A 15137-nucleotide genomic window follows, 5' to 3' on the forward strand; every position below is an offset into this window, starting at 1 on the left:
GCCAGCATTGGAGACATGGCAGAACCCACCAGCACTCCACCCGGCAACAATCAACCCGGCAACACCGCGCCCAACTATTCCCAGGGCAGCGCTGGCTCCAACCGCTTCTTCAACTGGATGCGCGGCCTCGGCATCGTGCGCAGCAACGGCTGGATCGGCGGCGTCTGCGGCGGCATCGCCGAGCGCCTGGGCATCGATCCGCTCATCGTGCGCGGCATCCTCGTGGTGATCGCCGTTCTCGGCGGCCCGGCGTTCCTCTTCTACGCCGCGGCGTGGCTGCTGCTGCCCGATTCGCAGGACAACATCCACCTGGAGCGGCTGATCTCCGGGCGGCTGGACCCTCCGGTCGTGGCGATCGCGGTCATCGCACTGCTCAGTTTCCTGCCGGTCACACAGGGTATCTGGTGGGCCGGAGCCCAGTTCTGGAGCGAGCCGTTCTGGCCCGCAGCTGTCGGCCGCACGCTGTGGAGCCTGGTGATCGTCGGCCTCATCGTGGCCGTGATCGTCTGGGCGGCACGATCGAACCGTTGGACTTCCCGGGGCGAGCAAACGGGCGCGCGAACGGCTTCCGCGACGCCTCCCGCCCCGGGAGCCGGATTCTCCGACAGCACGGCGAACCTCCGAACGGATGCCGCTGGTGCAGCACCATTCGCCGCCACCACCGCGCCTGCCACCGGCCACGCAACGGCCGGCTCCGCAACCGCCGAACCGGCGCCTCCCGCGTCGCAGGCGCCGAGCGACCCGGAAGGTCTCGAAGCGTGGAAGGAGTCCCAGGCCCAGTGGAAGGCCGAGCACGACGCGTGGCGTAGCACGCAGGACGCCGAGCAGCGCGCCGTGCGCCAGCAACGCTCTGCCGAGATCCGCGCCCAGTCCCAGGCGATGGCAGCGGAGGCGAATGAAGCACGCCGGCAGCGCAGGCTCGCCAATCCGCGAACCAGCGGCGCATACATCGGGATCACCTTCGGCGTCGCGATCCTCGCCGGCGCGATCACAACGGCCGTCGCATTCAGCACTCCGGATATCGCGGGCTACGCCGTCACGATCGGCCTTGCGAGCGCAACCCTTGTCTTCGGTCTGGCCATCATTCTGGCCGGCGTGCTGCGGCGGCGCAGCGGATTCCTGAGTTTCGTGTCGATCCTTCTCGTGCTTGCCAGCGTGCTCACGGCGCTGCCACCGCGCGGCCGCGATCTGGTCATCGGCTCGGCACATGATCAAGGCGTTGCGAGCACGCGAGTCTTCGTACCGCTCGGTACCTATTCCCTCTACCTGGATGCGAACAGCGGTACGACGTCGCCGGATGCAACGCGTGTGATCGACGTGCAACAGGGCATCGGGCAGACTCAGGTCTACATCGTGCGCGGGCTCACAGTTCGAGTCGAGGCAACGCAGCAGACGGGCGGGCGGGCCTTCGACGCCCGCACGATCAACCAGAACAGCACCACCGCGCAGGATCCGACAATCACGCGCCTGGCCGATGGTGCCGTGCGATCCTCGATCAGCTACGGTGCTGCCGCCATGCCGGACGTGATCGTGCGCATCACCCAGTGGGTCGGTTCCGTCGACGTCGTGTACGACCGGACGGCCACAGACGGCGTACCCGGTTCGTCGACGGCGCCGACGCCGCCGCTTACGACGAGCACGCCTGGCGCGCCCGCATCCGCAAAGCCAACGCGATGACCGCCAGAGCCGCCGACAGCGGCAATGAGACCGACCGCCACGACCCCGAGGAGTCCGACGTGACCGACACGCTTTTTCCCAGCGACAGCAGCGACACCGGCACCGGTGACGCCGGCGTTGAAGGCGGCATTGCAGACACCGTTGCAGGCAGCGTTTCAGACACTGTTGCAGAAGCAGCCGCTGTGCCAGCTGCTGCTGCGCCAACTACTGCCTCGCCAACTACTGCTGCGCCGAGCGCGGCGTCACCGGATGCGACCGGGAGGCAGCCTGCTCGGCCGCGGCCGCGCATCCGCTCGGGGGCGATCGTGTGGGGCTTGCTGGTGAGCGCGACGGCGGTACTGATTTTGACAGTGGTCGGCTCGCCGACGAACGGCGCGGCGTTCAGCGCGTGGGCCGGCGCGCTCGGCGCCGGCGGCGTCATCCTGACCGCGGTGATCGCGCTCGGCGCGTTCATCCTGCTGATGGCCCTGCTGTCGCTCATCCGCCGCGAGCAGCGCAAGCGCGCCTAGCCATCACCGCCGAGTGCGCCGGCCTCGCGCTCGGCCAGGGAAGAGCGCAGATGCCGGCTACAGGTACACGTCGACGAGCACGGGCTCCGGCTGCAGCACCACTCCGAATTCGGACTGCACCCGACCCTGCACATAGCGGGCGAGCTGCGCGATTTCCTCGGCCGTGGCACCGCCGCGGTTCGTGATCGCCAGAGTGTGTTTGCTTGAGATCGCGGCGCGCGAGCCCGGCAGAGCGAACGAACGACGGATGCCCGCCTGCTCGATCAACCACGCCGCGCTCAGTTTCACCGTGCGCTCTCGTGCGGCCTGGCGCAGGGCGCGCTGACCGGCCGCCTCCGCGACCGCTGCGACGGACCGGCTGTGGTCGGCATCCGTCGCGTCCAGTGGCACCACAAGATCCGGTTCCTCCTCTTCGAGTGGCCAGCGCGGCGCCTTGGTTGGCAGTGTTGAAGCAAACTCCGCGCCGACGATCGGGTTCGTGAAGAACGAGCCGGCGCTGACCGAGTCCGGATCGTTCGGGTCGAGCACCATGCCCTTGGAGGCGCGCAGCGCCAACACCGTGCGCCGCAGCTCCGCGAGCGGCACCCGGGTTCCGAGCTGCACGCCGAGCGCGTCCGCCAGTTGGGCGTAGCCCACCGGCGCGGACAACGGCGCACCGATCTGCGTGGTGTCTGCCATCAGTTCGAGTTCGACCGCGGTGACAACACCGGCCAGCCCCCGCTTGAACGCCGACGTGCGGTAGCCGAGCGAGAGCTCGGCAGCCGGCATCCGGCGCAGCTGCTCGGTTGCCTCGTCGAGAAAGTCGACGGCGGTGAGGCACCCGGACAGCTCTTGCCCGTATGCCCCGATGTTCTGCACGGGCGCTGCCCCGGTCGAGCCCGGGATGCCCGAGAGCGCTTCAATGCCGCTCCAGCCGTTTCGCACCGCTGTCGCTACGACGCGATCCCACGGCTCTCCTGCTTGTACCCGCAAGTGAACCCGGTCGCTCGAGCCGTCGTCAAGCCGCTCGATTCCGGTCGTCACGATGCGGATGACCGTGCCGTCGAATCCGCGATCGGCTGCGACCGTGTTCGAGCCGCCGCCGAGCAGTAGCCAGTGCCGGCGATCTTGCCAGATCGCGCGCACCGTCTCGATGAGCTCAGGCTCGGTGGGTGGCGCCACGAGGCTGGCCGGCACACCGCCGACACGGATTGTCGTGAGTTCGGACAACGCGGTCGGGTGCGTCATCGATGAAGTCGTCATGGCTGCGTTCTGTGCTCTGTTCTGAATTCCTGCTACGTCGTTGCTTTGCTTGGTCCTGTTTTGCGCCGTGTTTTCTCTGCGCCTTGTTTGCCCCGCACCTTGTTTGATCTGCGCGGTACGCGCTCGGTCACGCGAGCCTGACGCGCACCTGTGCCTTGCCGAGCACGGTCTGGCCGGCCGCGCTCACGGTGAGGTCGATGCGCGCGACGCGAGCATCGGCATCCAGCTGGCCGACTTTGGCAGTGACCGTAACGGTCGCGCCCTCAGCCGCGTCGACGAGCACCGGGCGTGTGAAGCGCACCTGATAGTCGACCACGCGAGCGGGGTCGCCCGCCCAGTCGACAACGGCCTGCACGGCCAGCCCCATGGTGAGCATGCCGTGGGCGAGCACCCCGGGCAGCCCAACGGATGCCGCGACATCGTCGCGGTAGTGGATCGGGTTGAAGTCGCCGGATGCCCCGGCGTACCGCACGAGGGAATCTCGCGTCAGTGGGTACTCGGCCTCCGCGACCAGGTCGCCGACGGCGAGCGAGTCGAAGGCGGGCGAGTCGGAGGCGAGGGCGTTCACTGGTCGTCCCCTCTCACGACGAGGGTGGATGTGGCGGTCACGACGTGCTGGCCGGCGGCATCCGTGATGGCGGATTCGGCCGTGACCATCGCGTTGCCACCCAGCGTCTTGACGCTCGTGATCGTCAATTGGGCTGTCAACTCGTCGCCGGCGACGACGGGGCGGGTGTAGCTGAAACGCTGCTCACCGTGCACGACACGGCTGAAGTCGATGCCGGCATCCGGGTCGGCCAGCAGTTGCGCCAGGGTTGCCTCTTGCACGACGACGGGGAAGGTCGGCGGCGCGACGACATCGGCATGACCGGCCGCGCGGGCGGCATCCGGATCGGTGTTGATCGGATTGGTCGCGAAGACGGCGCGCGCGAATTCGCGGATTTTTTCCCGGCCGACAAGGTACGGCTCGGTCGGCGGGTAGACCCTGCCTTGGATTTCGGGGTTCACTGGCACCCGTTCATTCTACGGATGCCGCTGGGCCTCCTCCCCTGGCCGCCCCCGGACAAGCAAGAACCCCGGCTGCACCATCATGGTGTGACCGGGGTTCTGGCTAATAGGCGCTGAGCTTACCTGTTGCGGTTGCTGAGCGTGTCGAAGTGCCGCCGCCTACTGGCAGCTGTCGCACTGCAGAAGATCCATGGGGTCGACGGGCACTGCGTAGCCGCCGACTGTGTCGTTTTCGTAGTCCATATTGGCCTCCCCAGAGTAGCTTTCAAGCCGCGCCACCGGCTCTACCGCAGTTGCTCGAAAACCCTGTGTTTACGAACCCCATCCGAAGTGTTCGTGCGGTGGTTACCCACTATATAACGTGAATCACACGCTTGTCATTCCACTACATGTAGTGTTTTGAACTTTTTTTGCCTCTCTGACCAGAATACTCGATACCCCTGACATTCACCCTTGAAATCATGCGGTTCTCGCCCAATCTGCACCTCTGCGGGCCCGCAACAAAACGACGGAGATTCTGGCCGCCGCTGGGCGTGTCGCGATCGCTGGTTCGGCGTGTCGCGAAGATCTCCGTCGTTTTGTAAAATCCGGGGGCACTACTCCGGCTGAAAACCACCCACCGGGCTGAGGTCGCTCGTGATGACGAACGGGTCGCGCACCTGGCTCGAGCGTTCGGATGCCGCCACCAACGGCGCCAGCTCAGTCGCGGCGCGCTCGATGCGATCGGGCAGCGTCTTGACCGCGTCGTCACCGCTGCCCCAGTCCTCCGACGCGGCGAACACGCCGGTCGGCACGACCACAGCGTGCAGGTACGTGAACATCGGCCGGATTGCGTAATCCAGCGCGAGCGAATGCCGCGGCGTTCCCGCCGTCGCCGCGATCACAACCGGCAGCCCGGCGAGCGCCTGGTTGTCGATCACATCGAAGAACGATTTGAACAGGCCGCTGTAGCTCGTCGTGAAGATCGGCGTCACGGCGATCAGACCATCGGCCGTCGTCACAGCCTCAATCACAGCGTCGAGCTTCGGGCTCGGGAACCCGGTCAGCATGTTGTTGATGATGTCGTGCGCGAGGTCGCGCAGTTCGAACGTCTGCACGGTGACCTCGACATCGGCGTCTTCGAGCCGTGAGACCGTGGCCGCCACGAGTCGATCGGCCAGCATCCGGGTCGATGACGGCTGACTCAAACCGGCCGAGATCACGGCGAGATTCTTTGCTGCCATTTTGTGGAACTCCTTACTTTGCGGATGCTACCGCTGCGGATGCGACGCGAGCATCGGCATCCGCCGGCAGCGCCCCAGCAGCGGCCGCGTTGTCGCGCGCGGCGACCAGTGCGGCGTGCGTGGGCGCATCCGGAACGCTCGCCGGGCGGTTCTTCGCGAATTCGGCGCGCAGCACCGGGATGACCTCTTCGCCGAGCAGGTCGAGTTGCTCGAGCACGACCTTGAGGGGGAGACCGGCGTGGTCGAGCAAGAACAGCTGACGCTGATAATCGCCGACATAGTCGCGGAAACCGAGCGTGCGGTCGATCACCTCTTGCGGGCTGCCGACGGTGAGCGGCGTCTGCGAGGTGAAGTCTTCCAGCGACGGGCCGTGGCCGTAGACGGGCGCGTTGTCGAAGTACGGGCGGAACTCATTCACGGCGTCTTGCGAGTTCTTGCGCATGAACACCTGGCCGCCGAGGCCGACGATCGCCTGTGACGCGTCGCCGTGGCCGTAGTGCTCGAAGCGCTGGCGGTAGAAGGCGACCATTTTCGCGGTGTGCTCGGCCGGCCAGAAGATGTGGTTGGAGAAGAAGCCGTCGCCGTAGAACGCAGCCTGCTCTGCTATCTCCGGGCTGCGGATCGAGCCGTGCCACACAAACGGAGGCACTCCGTCGAGCGGGCGCGGCGTCGCGGTGAAACCCTGCAGCGGCGTGCGGAACTTGCCACTCCAGTCGACGACCTCTTCGTCCCAGAGCCGGCGCAGCAGCGCATACTTCTCGAGCGCCAGCGGAATGCCCTGACGGATGTCTTCACCGAACCATGGATAGACCGGACCGGTGTTGCCGCGGCCGAGCATGATGTCGACCCGGCCGTCCGCGAGGTGCTGGAGGGTGGAGAAGTCCTCGGCGATCTTCACCGGGTCGTTGGTGGTGATCAGGGTGGTCGACGTCGAGAGGATGATTCGCTCCGTCTGGGCCGCGATGAAACCGAGCGTCGTGGTCGGGGAGCTCGGAACGAACGGCGGGTTGTGATGCTCGCCGGTGGCGAAGACATCAAGCCCGACTTCTTCGGCCTTTCGCGCGATCGCGACGGTGCTCTTGATCCGATCGTGCTCGCTGATCGTCTGCCCCGTCAGTGGGTTGGTCGTCACATCTCCGACCGTGAAGATTCCGAATTGCATCGCCCTGCCACTCCCTCATCGCCCAATATCTCCATGCGTTTGCATGTACTTGATGCTCAACGAGCACATGCTCGAGAGTATTCCCGCGTGCTCAGCCGATTTGTGCGCTTCAGCACGATGGCCCGATCCGGGTCGTTTCCGACTGTTGCTCGCCTCCTCCCAGAACGGATGCAGGCATGCCTGCAGTCATGATAAACTGCAGACATGTCGCAGGTTACTTGGCGCGCCCCCGACGCGCTCGTCAAACGGGTGCAACATTTGGCTGGTGCCGAGGGGCTCAGCATGAACGAGTTCCTCACCAGAGTGCTCACACTCGCGTCGGATGCCGACGAGACCGATCCGCTCGCGGTGCGCCTACGAAATCGATTGCGATCAGCGGGCATGCTCGCCGACGGCAGTACGACTGCGACACGGCCGAGCGCCGACGCTCTTGCCCGGGCACGTGCAGCGGCTGGCGCTGGAATCCCCCTGTCGGAGGTCGTCTCTACACTGCGATCATGAGCGCCCGTCAAAGTGAGTGTCGGTGCAGCTGGGTGTCTGTAAAGCTGCGAGTCCGCGTGCATAGGTCATGAGTGTCTTCGCTGACTCTTCCGCGATTGTGAAGCTCTACGCGGACGAGAAAGGCTGCGAAGTCATCCGCGAACTCGAGGCAATGCTGGTGAGCCAGCTCTGCCGCGTTGAGGTGCCCGCCGCCCTCTGGCGGAAGAATCGGATGCTGGCCCTGACTGCACAGAACGCACGCGTGCTCGTGCGCGCTTTTGAGAATGATCTTTTCAACACGGATGGCCCACTCGTTCCCGTCCGCGTGACCTCGGCCATTCTCGATGTTGCTGCCTCGCTGGCGGCATCGCACGGTCTGCGTGCGTACGACGCAATTCAGCTGGCAAGTGCGCTCGCCGCACGGGAACTCGATCCAGCATGCCTCATCATGGCTGCCTTCGACCACGAACTACGGGATGCCGCGGCGCGTGAAGGCTTCCAGCTCCTGCCCGAATCAACCCTGCCTTAAACTCGGCGCCAGTCGAACCACACACCCCACTCGGGGGGCATTCGTTGACTTCCCCTAGCCGCTGAGTGAGACTGAAGAAGACCCGCGTTTTAGCGGGCAACCCGAGTGCCTCGATGAGGAGGCTGTCGTGCAAATTCCTGCAGCATTCGACTACGCCCGCGCGAGCAGCGTTGATGACGCGATCGCGCTTCTAGAACGCCACGGGCCGGAATCCCTCGTGGTCGCCGGCGGCCACAGCCTGTTGCCGATGATGAAGCTCCGGCTCGCGCAGCCGGAACTCCTGGTCGACATCAACGAGTTGACCGAGCTCGACTACATCCGACGAGACGGCGAGCAGCTGCTGATCGGGGCGATGACGCGGCACACGTCGCTCCTGGAGTCCGGCGAGGTCGGCGACCTGTTCCCCATCGTCACAGACGCCGAGCGCGTGATCGCCGACCCGGTCGTGCGCAATCGCGGCACCATCGGCGGGTCACTGTGTCAAGGCGATCCGGCTGAAGACTTGACCACGGTCTGCGATGTGCTCGGCGCCGAGTTGGTGATCCGGGGGCCCGGCGGTGAGCGGGTGCTGCCGATCAGCGACTTCCACCGAGGTCCGTACGAGACAGCTCTCGAGCCGAGCGAATTGCTCTGCGAGGTGCGCCTCCCGATTCGAGAAAACTCGGGCAGCGCATACGAGAAGGTGGAGCGTCGAGTCGGCGACTGGGCAGTCACCGCGGCGGGGGCATCCGTTACCCTGGCAGCCGATGGCACCATCGAAGACGCCGCTGTCGGCCTGACGGCTGTGAATCTCGACGGCACGATCGCTGAAATCCAGGCTCTGCTCACCGGGCAGCAGCCGAGCGACGATCTCTTTGCCGAAGCCGGCCGGCTCGCCTCGATCGCGTGCAGGCCGACGGCGGACCAGCGCGGCCCGGTCGACTATAAGAGGCATCTCGCCGACGAGCTGACTCGCCGCGTACTTCGTCGCGCCGTCACGCGCGCGCTCGAAGCCCAGGCATAAGCACGCCAATCGCGCGCACAACAGAACAAAGCACGTATAGAACAAAGCACGTATAGAAAGAACGCACGCACGGAAAGGCTGAATTCGATGCAAGTAACGATGACCGTCAACGGCGACGAGGTTACGCGCGAGATCGAGCCCCGAGTGCTCCTCGTGCATTTTATCCGCGAGAATCTCGGACTCACGGGCACCCACTGGGGTTGCGACACGTCCAATTGCGGCACGTGTGTCGTCTTGATGGACGGCCAACCGGTGAAATCGTGCACCGTGCTCGCCGCGATGGCGGACGGGCACGAGATCCGCACCGTAGAGGGTCTCGCATCCGGCGCCACGCTGGATCCGATTCAGCACGGATTCATGGAGGAACACGGGCTTCAGTGCGGATTCTGCACCCCGGGCATGATGCTCACCTCGCGCGCGCTGCTCGACAAGAACCCGAACCCGACTGACGACGAGATCCGCGAGGCGATCTCCGGCCAGATGTGCCGCTGCACCGGCTACGCCACGATCGTGCGATCGGTGCAATGGGCGGCCCACCACCCCGAGGGCGACGCGGTCTTTGTAGACAGCACAGATGTAGAGGATCTCCTAGAGGAAGACGTGACGGCATGACCATCATCGAGGAGCGACCATCGAATCCGGCGGCGGATGCTGCGGATCGCCCGATCGGCTACGGCCGGCTCCAGCGCAAGGAAGATCCGCGATTCGTTCGCGGCATGGGCCACTACGTTGACGACATCGTGCTTCCCGGCATGCTGCACGGTGCGATCCTGCGCGCACCCGTTGCGCACGCACGCCTAGTGTCCATCGACACGACCGAGGCGCTGGCCCAGCCCGGTGTGAAGGCGGTCATCACCGGCAAAGATCTCGAGGCGCTCGGCCTCGCCTGGGCACCGACGCTGTCCGCAGACGTGCAAGCCGTTCTGGTCACCGACAAGGTTCGCTTCCAGGGTCAAGAGGTCGCGTTCGTCATCGCGGAAGACCGATACTCTGCTCGCGACGCGCTGCAGCACATCGACGTCGAATACGACATCCTGCCTCCGGTGATCAACGCGCGCAAGGCGATGGACCCCGGCATGCCCGTGATCCGCGATGACATCGAAGGCAAGACCGACAACCACATCTTCGACTGGGAGGCCGGAGACAAGGCAGAGACTGACGCGGTGTTCGCCGCCGCAGACGTCGTCGTCAGCCAGGACATGGTCTACCCGCGGGTGCACCCGGCGCCGATGGAGACCTGCGGGGCGGTGGCCGACTTCGAACCGGTCAGCGGCAAGCTGACGCTCTACGAGACCTCGCAGGCGCCGCACGCCCACCGCACGCTCTTCGCGCTGGTCGCGGGCATCCCCGAGCACAAGATCCACATCATCTCGCCCGACATCGGCGGCGGTTTCGGCAACAAGGTTGGCATTTACCCCGGCTACATTCTGGCGGTGGTCGGGTCGATCGTCACGGGCAAGCCGGTCAAATGGGTGGAGGACCGCTCGGAGAGCCTGATGTCCACCTCGTTCGCCCGCGACTACATCATGCACGGCGAGATCGCCGCGACCAAGGACGGCAAGATCCTCGGCCTGCGCTCGAACGTGCTCGCCGACCACGGCGCGTTCAATGCGACCGCGCAACCGTCGAAGTATCCCGCCGGCTTCTTCCACATCTTCACCGGCAGCTACGACTTGCAGGCCGCGCACTGCACCGTGACCGGCGTGTACACGAACAAGGCGCCGGGCGGCGTCGCGTACGCCTGCTCGTTCCGCGTGACCGAGGCCGTTTACCTCGTCGAGCGGATGGTCGACGTCCTCGCTCGCAAACTGGAGATGGATCCTGCAGAACTGAGACTGAAGAACTTCATCAAGCCGGAACAGTTCCCATACAAGAACAAGACGGGCTGGGAGTACGACTCCGGCGAGTACGAGCGGGCGATGCGCAAATCCATGCAGATCGCCGGTTACGACGAGCTGCGGGAAGAGCAGAAAGAGAAGCGCGCCCGTGGCGAGGTGATGGGCATCGGCATCTCGTTCTTCACCGAAACCGTCGGAGCAGGCCCGCGCAAGCACATGGACATCGTGGGCCTCGGCATGGCCGACGGGGCAGAGCTCCGCGTGCATCCGACCGGCAAGGCGGTCGTGCGCATCTCGGTGCAGTCGCAGGGCCAGGGCCACGAGACGACGTTCGCCCAGATCGTCGCAGAAGAGCTGGGCATTCCGCCGGAGGACATCGATGTCGTGCACGGCGACACCGATCAGACACCGTTCGGCCTCGGCACTTACGGCAGCCGGTCAACGCCGGTCAGCGGTGGCGCGGTCGCGTTGGTCGCCCGCAAGGTGCGAGAGAAGGCCAAGTTCATTGCGGCTGCGATGCTGGAGACCCGACCGGAAGACCTCGAGTGGGAGAAGGGCCGCTGGTTCGTCAAGGGCGACCCGAGCGTCGGCAAGACTATCTCTGAGATCGCCATGGGGGCGCACGGCACGGTAGCCCTGCCCGACGGGATCGACGGAAACCTGGACGCTGAAGTCACCTACGATCCGCCGAATCTGACGTTCCCGTTCGGCGCGTACATCTGCGTCACCGATGTCGACCCCGGGACCGGGCACGTCAAGGTGCGCCGCTTCATCGCCGTCGACGACTGCGGCACGCGCATCAACCCGATGATCATCGAGGGTCAGGTGCACGGGGGCCTCACCGACGGCGTCGGTATGGCACTCATGCAGATGATCGAGTTCGACGAAGACGGCAACTGCCTCGGCGGTTCATTCATGGACTATCTGATCCCGACCGCGCTCGAGGTGCCGAACTGGGAGACGGATTACACCGTGACGCCCTCACCGCACCACCCGATCGGCGCGAAGGGAATCGGCGAGTCCGCGACGGTCGGCTCACCACCTGCGATCGTGAATTCGATCGTGGATGCCCTTGCCCCGTTCGGCGTCGTCCACATGGACATGCCGTGCACGCCTGCTCGGGTCTGGGAAGCCATGCAAGGCCGCGCAACTCCTCCGTATTGAGCAGGCGCGCCATCATGCTGCCCCCGCAACCCTCACCGCCGCAATCCTCACCGCCGCAATCCTCACCGCCGCAATCCTCACCGCCGGGCATCGACCCGGCGAAGCGGGCGCAGGAGTTGACCGATCGGCGTGAGCCGTTCGTCCGCGCGACAGTGGTGCGGGCCGAGCGGCCGACAAGTGCGCATGCCGGCGATACCGCTGTCGTGCTCACGGACGGCACGATCGAGGGTTTCGTCGGCGGCAACTGCGTTTCGGCCTCGGTGCGCGAATATTCACTCAAGGCCCTGGCATCGAACGAACCTGTTCTCCTGCGCGTCGCCCCTGGAGCGCCATCGAACGTGCGCGAGGAGGGTGCAGTCAGCGTCTCGAACCCCTGCGTCAGCGGCGGGTCAATCGAGATCTTCCTGGAACCACGCGTTCCGGCGCCTCGGGTGCTCATCGTCGGCAACACGCCGATCGCGCAGTCCCTAGTCGTACTCGGAGCAGATCTCGGCATGACCATGGAGCAGGTCACCGATGCCACCGTCGCCCCGGACGCAGGCGATGCCGCACTGATCGTCGCGTCGCACGGATGGGAAGAGGAGCCGGCTCTGGAGGCCGCGTTGCGCGCCGACGTGCCATACATCGCTCTGGTCGCCAGCCGGGCGCGCGGCGCAGACGTGCTGGCATCGCTGGGCGTCGATGAGGAGCAACGCGCCCGCGTGCACAGCCCAGCTGGGCTTGATCTGGGTGCGCACACCGCGCCCGAGATCGCGCTGTCAATCTTGGCCCAACTGATCGCCGAACGCGCCGCGAGCGCAAAAAACGCAACCGAGCAAGACGCCACCGCACAACAAGCCGCCGCACAAAAGGCCACAGTCACCGTGGAGACCGCGATCGACCCGGTCTGCGGCATGTCCGTCGTGGTCGCCGAATCCTCGCTGCACACCGAGTTCGACGGCCGCACCGTGTACTTCTGCTCATCCGGATGCCGCGCCGCATTTCTCGCAGATACGGAGCGGTATGCGCTTGCTCACTAATCCCTGCGTCGCGCGCCCACCCGCTGGTCGAGTAACGAGGAACGAGTGTATCGAGACCGTCGCGCACGGCCTCACCGCGAAAGCGGATATCCCGTGAACGAGCCCAGCCGGGCGGGTGCCGAGCAGGACGTGCTGCGGCGCCTCCCCGATGTCGACGCACTGACAGCCGCACTGAACAGCGGGGATTACCTCGCCGACGTCGGTCTGGCTACGGCACTGTTCCTCGCCGTGCGGCTGCCGCAGCCCATCCTGTTGGAGGGTGAGCCGGGCGTCGGAAAGACCGAAGCGGCGAAGGCGCTTGCCCGGGTGCTCGACACACCCCTCTACCGACTGCAGTGTTACGAGGGAATCGACGCCGGCGAAGCGCTCTACGAATGGAATTATCCGCGCCAGTTGCTGGGCATCCGGTTGGCAGAGTCGAGGAATGTCGACCTCGAGGAGCACGAACTGTTCGGTGCGGACTATCTGTTGCGGCGCCCCTTGCTGCAAGCGATCGAACACCCAGGCCCGCGCCCTGCCGTTCTTCTGCTCGACGAGATCGATCGAGCAGACGCCGAGTTCGAGGCATTCACGTTCGAACTGCTGGGGGAGTCGTCCGTGACGATTCCGGAACTGGGCACGATTCGGGCCACGCATCCGCCGATCGTCATTCTGACCTCGAACCGCACCAGGGATCTGCACGACGCTTTGACCAGGCGCTGCCTGTACCACTGGATCGACTATCCCGGAGCGGAGCGGATCGCCGAGATCGTGCGCCGCCGCGTGCCGCAAAGCGCGGGGCGAATCGCGCTGGATGCGGCATCCGCCGTCACGAAACTGCGCTCGCTCGACCTCGCGAAGCCTCCCGGAATCGCCGAGGCCATCGATTGGGTGTCTGCACTGAGCGTCTTGGGTGTGGAACGCCTCGACGAGGCGACCGTCGACCAGACCTGGGGTTCTGTGCTGAAGAATCGCGATGACCTCGATCTCGCATCTGCCCGGGGTGCAGCCTGGCTGGTCGGCGAGCGTGCCTGAGGAGCCACAGGTCGTGCCAGTCGATTCGCCCAGCCTGGCCGGCACCGGTGTGGAAGCGGCGGCACTGACCGCAGCATTCACCACGGCGCTGCGCCGAGCAGGGCTTGCGCTCTCACCCGATCGGGCGGCGCGTCTAGCCGAGGCACTCACATTGATGCCACCCGTCTCGCGCACGCCGTTGTACTGGGCCTGCCGGATCGTGCTCGTCTCCTCCCAAGCCCAACTTGCGGTGTTCGACGCGGTCTTCGCTGCGGTATTCGATGGGATGCTCGACCCGGCCGACAGCAGAGGCGACCGGAACGCGCCTCCCGCCGTCGGCTCAGAGGAGCGCACCAGAGCGGCCGCACCGGACCGCCGCCCGAGCGACACCCCGCCCGAGACGCAAGACGACGAACGGATGCCCCCGCTGCCCGCTCCTGCTTCAGCCGGCGATGACGACTCGGCAGATTCTGGGGCGCGCCAGCGGGAGGCGATCCTGGCGGTCGCCTCTGCAGAAGAGCGGCTGCATGAGATGTCTTTCGCGGAACTCTCCGCCGACGAGATCGGCCGCATGCGTGAACTGGTGGGGCAGATCGCGCTCTCGACTCCGCAGCGGCTCAGTCGCCGCACGAGGCGTTCACCGCGCAGCAACGCGCCGTTGGATCTGCGGCGGACTGTGCGCGCAGCCCAGCGCACCGCCGGAGACCCGTTGCGCCTGGTCTACGCGCGCCGACGTCTCCAGCAGCGTCGCCTGATTCTGTTGTGCGACGTATCCGGCTCGATGGAGCCGTTCACGCGAATATTCTTGTCACTGCTGCACGGCGCAGTCACCGGTGCGCAGGCGGAAGCGTTCATCTTTTCGACTCGGCTGACGCGGCTGACCAGGCAGCTGGCGCTGCGCGATCCCGGCCAAGCGCTGGACCGGGCGGCGGCCAGCACGTCGGACTGGGCCGGCGGAACCCGCTTGGCGGCAAGCATCCGCCGTTTCGTCGACGAGCACGGCCGCCGCGGGTTGGCGCGGGGTGCGGTCATCGTCATCCTCTCTGACGGCTGGGCGCAGGATGACCCTGCACAGGTGGCCGTTCAGATGGCACGGTTGCGGCGACTCGCGTACCGCATCATCTGGGTCAATCCGCGCAAAGCGGCCCCGGGATACCAGCCGTTGGTCGGCGGCATGGCGGCAGCACTGTCGTATTGCGACGCGTTCGTCAGCGGCCACAGCTACGCCGCCCTGGCAGAGCTGGCCGCGGCGATCCGTGCCCCACGCACTGCGGTACAAACCTGAGCCGG

15 protein-coding genes are annotated in these 15137 nt (G+C 66.0%); 10 read left to right on the forward strand and 5 right to left on the reverse strand.

Features of this window, described 5'->3' with window-relative positions; genetic code table 11:
* The first annotated feature begins 15 nt into the window (after positions 1-15).
* Both QU604_RS18415 and QU604_RS18420 read left to right on the forward strand, forming a co-directional pair.
* Positions 16-1677: a PspC domain-containing protein gene (locus tag QU604_RS18415; protein ID WP_308466060.1), complete on the forward strand. Its 1662-nt coding sequence runs from the start codon at positions 16-18 to the stop codon at positions 1675-1677.
* 59 nt (positions 1678-1736) lie between these two features.
* Positions 1737-2186 carry a hypothetical protein gene (locus QU604_RS18420; protein ID WP_308466061.1) on the forward strand — a complete coding sequence of 150 codons (450 nt, stop codon included), beginning with the start codon at positions 1737-1739 and terminating at the stop codon, positions 2184-2186.
* Positions 2187-2243: 57 nt separating this feature from the next.
* On the opposite strand, the gene QU604_RS18425 is transcribed toward QU604_RS18420, so the two are convergent.
* The 5 genes from QU604_RS18425 to QU604_RS18445 all read right to left on the reverse strand — a co-directional run bounded on the left by QU604_RS18425 (position 2244) and on the right by QU604_RS18445 (position 6821).
* Positions 2244-3455 (reverse strand): UDP-N-acetylmuramate dehydrogenase, encoded by a 1212-nt coding sequence (locus QU604_RS18425; RefSeq protein ID WP_308468972.1) that lies wholly within the window; start codon positions 3453-3455, stop codon positions 2244-2246.
* A gap of 100 nt (positions 3456-3555) precedes the next feature.
* Positions 3556-3996 carry a MaoC family dehydratase gene (locus tag QU604_RS18430; protein WP_308466062.1) on the reverse strand — a complete coding sequence of 147 codons (441 nt, stop codon included), beginning with the start codon at positions 3994-3996 and terminating at the stop codon, positions 3556-3558.
* Positions 3993-4442 carry an FAS1-like dehydratase domain-containing protein gene (locus tag QU604_RS18435; protein ID WP_308466063.1) on the reverse strand — a complete coding sequence of 150 codons (450 nt, stop codon included), beginning with the start codon at positions 4440-4442 and terminating at the stop codon, positions 3993-3995. Before QU604_RS18435 ends, QU604_RS18430 begins: the two co-directional genes overlap by 4 nt.
* 590 nt (positions 4443-5032) lie before the next feature.
* Positions 5033-5659: an FMN reductase gene (locus QU604_RS18440; RefSeq protein ID WP_308466064.1), complete on the reverse strand. Its 627-nt coding sequence runs from the start codon at positions 5657-5659 to the stop codon at positions 5033-5035.
* Between the two features lie 13 nt (positions 5660-5672).
* Entirely contained in the window at positions 5673-6821 is a 1149-nt protein-coding gene (locus QU604_RS18445) for an LLM class flavin-dependent oxidoreductase (RefSeq protein ID WP_308466065.1), read from the reverse strand.
* A gap of 204 nt (positions 6822-7025) precedes the next feature.
* Here QU604_RS18445 and QU604_RS18450 point away from each other — a divergent pair, with 204 nt between their 5' ends.
* From QU604_RS18450 to QU604_RS18485, 8 genes are all read left to right on the forward strand, one after another.
* Complete coding sequence (locus QU604_RS18450) at positions 7026-7322, forward strand: hypothetical protein (RefSeq protein ID WP_308466066.1); 297 nt, start codon at positions 7026-7028, stop codon at positions 7320-7322.
* Positions 7323-7389: 67 nt separating this feature from the next.
* Positions 7390-7830 (forward strand): type II toxin-antitoxin system VapC family toxin, encoded by a 441-nt coding sequence (locus QU604_RS18455; protein ID WP_308466067.1) that lies wholly within the window; start codon positions 7390-7392, stop codon positions 7828-7830.
* Between the two features lie 127 nt (positions 7831-7957).
* The gene (locus QU604_RS18460) at positions 7958-8833 is read left to right on the forward strand and encodes an FAD binding domain-containing protein (RefSeq protein ID WP_308466068.1); all 876 of its coding nucleotides are present in this window, start codon (positions 7958-7960) and stop codon (positions 8831-8833) included.
* Between the two features lie 87 nt (positions 8834-8920).
* Complete coding sequence (locus tag QU604_RS18465; RefSeq protein ID WP_308466069.1) at positions 8921-9445, forward strand: (2Fe-2S)-binding protein; 525 nt, start codon at positions 8921-8923, stop codon at positions 9443-9445.
* Positions 9442-11835 carry an aerobic carbon-monoxide dehydrogenase large subunit gene (locus QU604_RS18470; RefSeq protein WP_308466070.1) on the forward strand — a complete coding sequence of 798 codons (2394 nt, stop codon included), beginning with the start codon at positions 9442-9444 and terminating at the stop codon, positions 11833-11835. Before QU604_RS18465 ends, QU604_RS18470 begins: the two co-directional genes overlap by 4 nt.
* Before the next feature lie 14 nt (positions 11836-11849).
* Entirely contained in the window at positions 11850-12854 is a 1005-nt protein-coding gene (locus QU604_RS18475) for an XdhC family protein (RefSeq protein WP_308466071.1), read from the forward strand.
* A gap of 93 nt (positions 12855-12947) precedes the next feature.
* Entirely contained in the window at positions 12948-13868 is a 921-nt protein-coding gene (locus tag QU604_RS18480; RefSeq protein ID WP_308466072.1) for an AAA family ATPase, read from the forward strand.
* Positions 13810-15132, forward strand: coding sequence for a vWA domain-containing protein (locus QU604_RS18485; protein ID WP_308466073.1), 1323 nt, complete (start codon positions 13810-13812; stop codon positions 15130-15132). The genes QU604_RS18480 and QU604_RS18485 overlap by 59 nt, the downstream gene beginning before the upstream one ends.
* The last annotated feature ends 5 nt before the right edge of the window (positions 15133-15137 follow it).

This window comes from Rathayibacter sp. SW19, from assembly GCF_030866825.1.
GTDB lineage: Bacteria > Actinomycetota > Actinomycetes > Actinomycetales > Microbacteriaceae > Rathayibacter_A > Rathayibacter_A soli.

Bases quoted from the DNA above. Each gene is read 5' to 3' on its own strand.
- QU604_RS18415 (WP_308466060.1), top strand. From the start codon at position 16: ATGGCAGAACCCACCAGCACTCCACCCGGCAACAATCAACCCGGCAAC.
- QU604_RS18440 (WP_308466064.1), bottom strand. From the start codon at position 5,659: ATGGCAGCAAAGAATCTCGCCGTGATCTCGGCCGGTTTGAGTCAGCCG.
- QU604_RS18445 (WP_308466065.1), bottom strand. From the start codon at position 6,821: ATGCAATTCGGAATCTTCACGGTCGGAGATGTGACGACCAACCCACTG.
- QU604_RS18450 (WP_308466066.1), top strand. From the start codon at position 7,026: ATGTCGCAGGTTACTTGGCGCGCCCCCGACGCGCTCGTCAAACGGGTG.
- QU604_RS18455 (WP_308466067.1), top strand. From the start codon at position 7,390: ATGAGTGTCTTCGCTGACTCTTCCGCGATTGTGAAGCTCTACGCGGAC.
- QU604_RS18465 (WP_308466069.1), top strand. From the start codon at position 8,921: ATGCAAGTAACGATGACCGTCAACGGCGACGAGGTTACGCGCGAGATC.
- QU604_RS18470 (WP_308466070.1), top strand. From the start codon at position 9,442: ATGACCATCATCGAGGAGCGACCATCGAATCCGGCGGCGGATGCTGCG.
- QU604_RS18475 (WP_308466071.1), top strand. From the start codon at position 11,850: ATGCTGCCCCCGCAACCCTCACCGCCGCAATCCTCACCGCCGCAATCC.
- QU604_RS18485 (WP_308466073.1), top strand. From the start codon at position 13,810: ATGACCTCGATCTCGCATCTGCCCGGGGTGCAGCCTGGCTGGTCGGCG.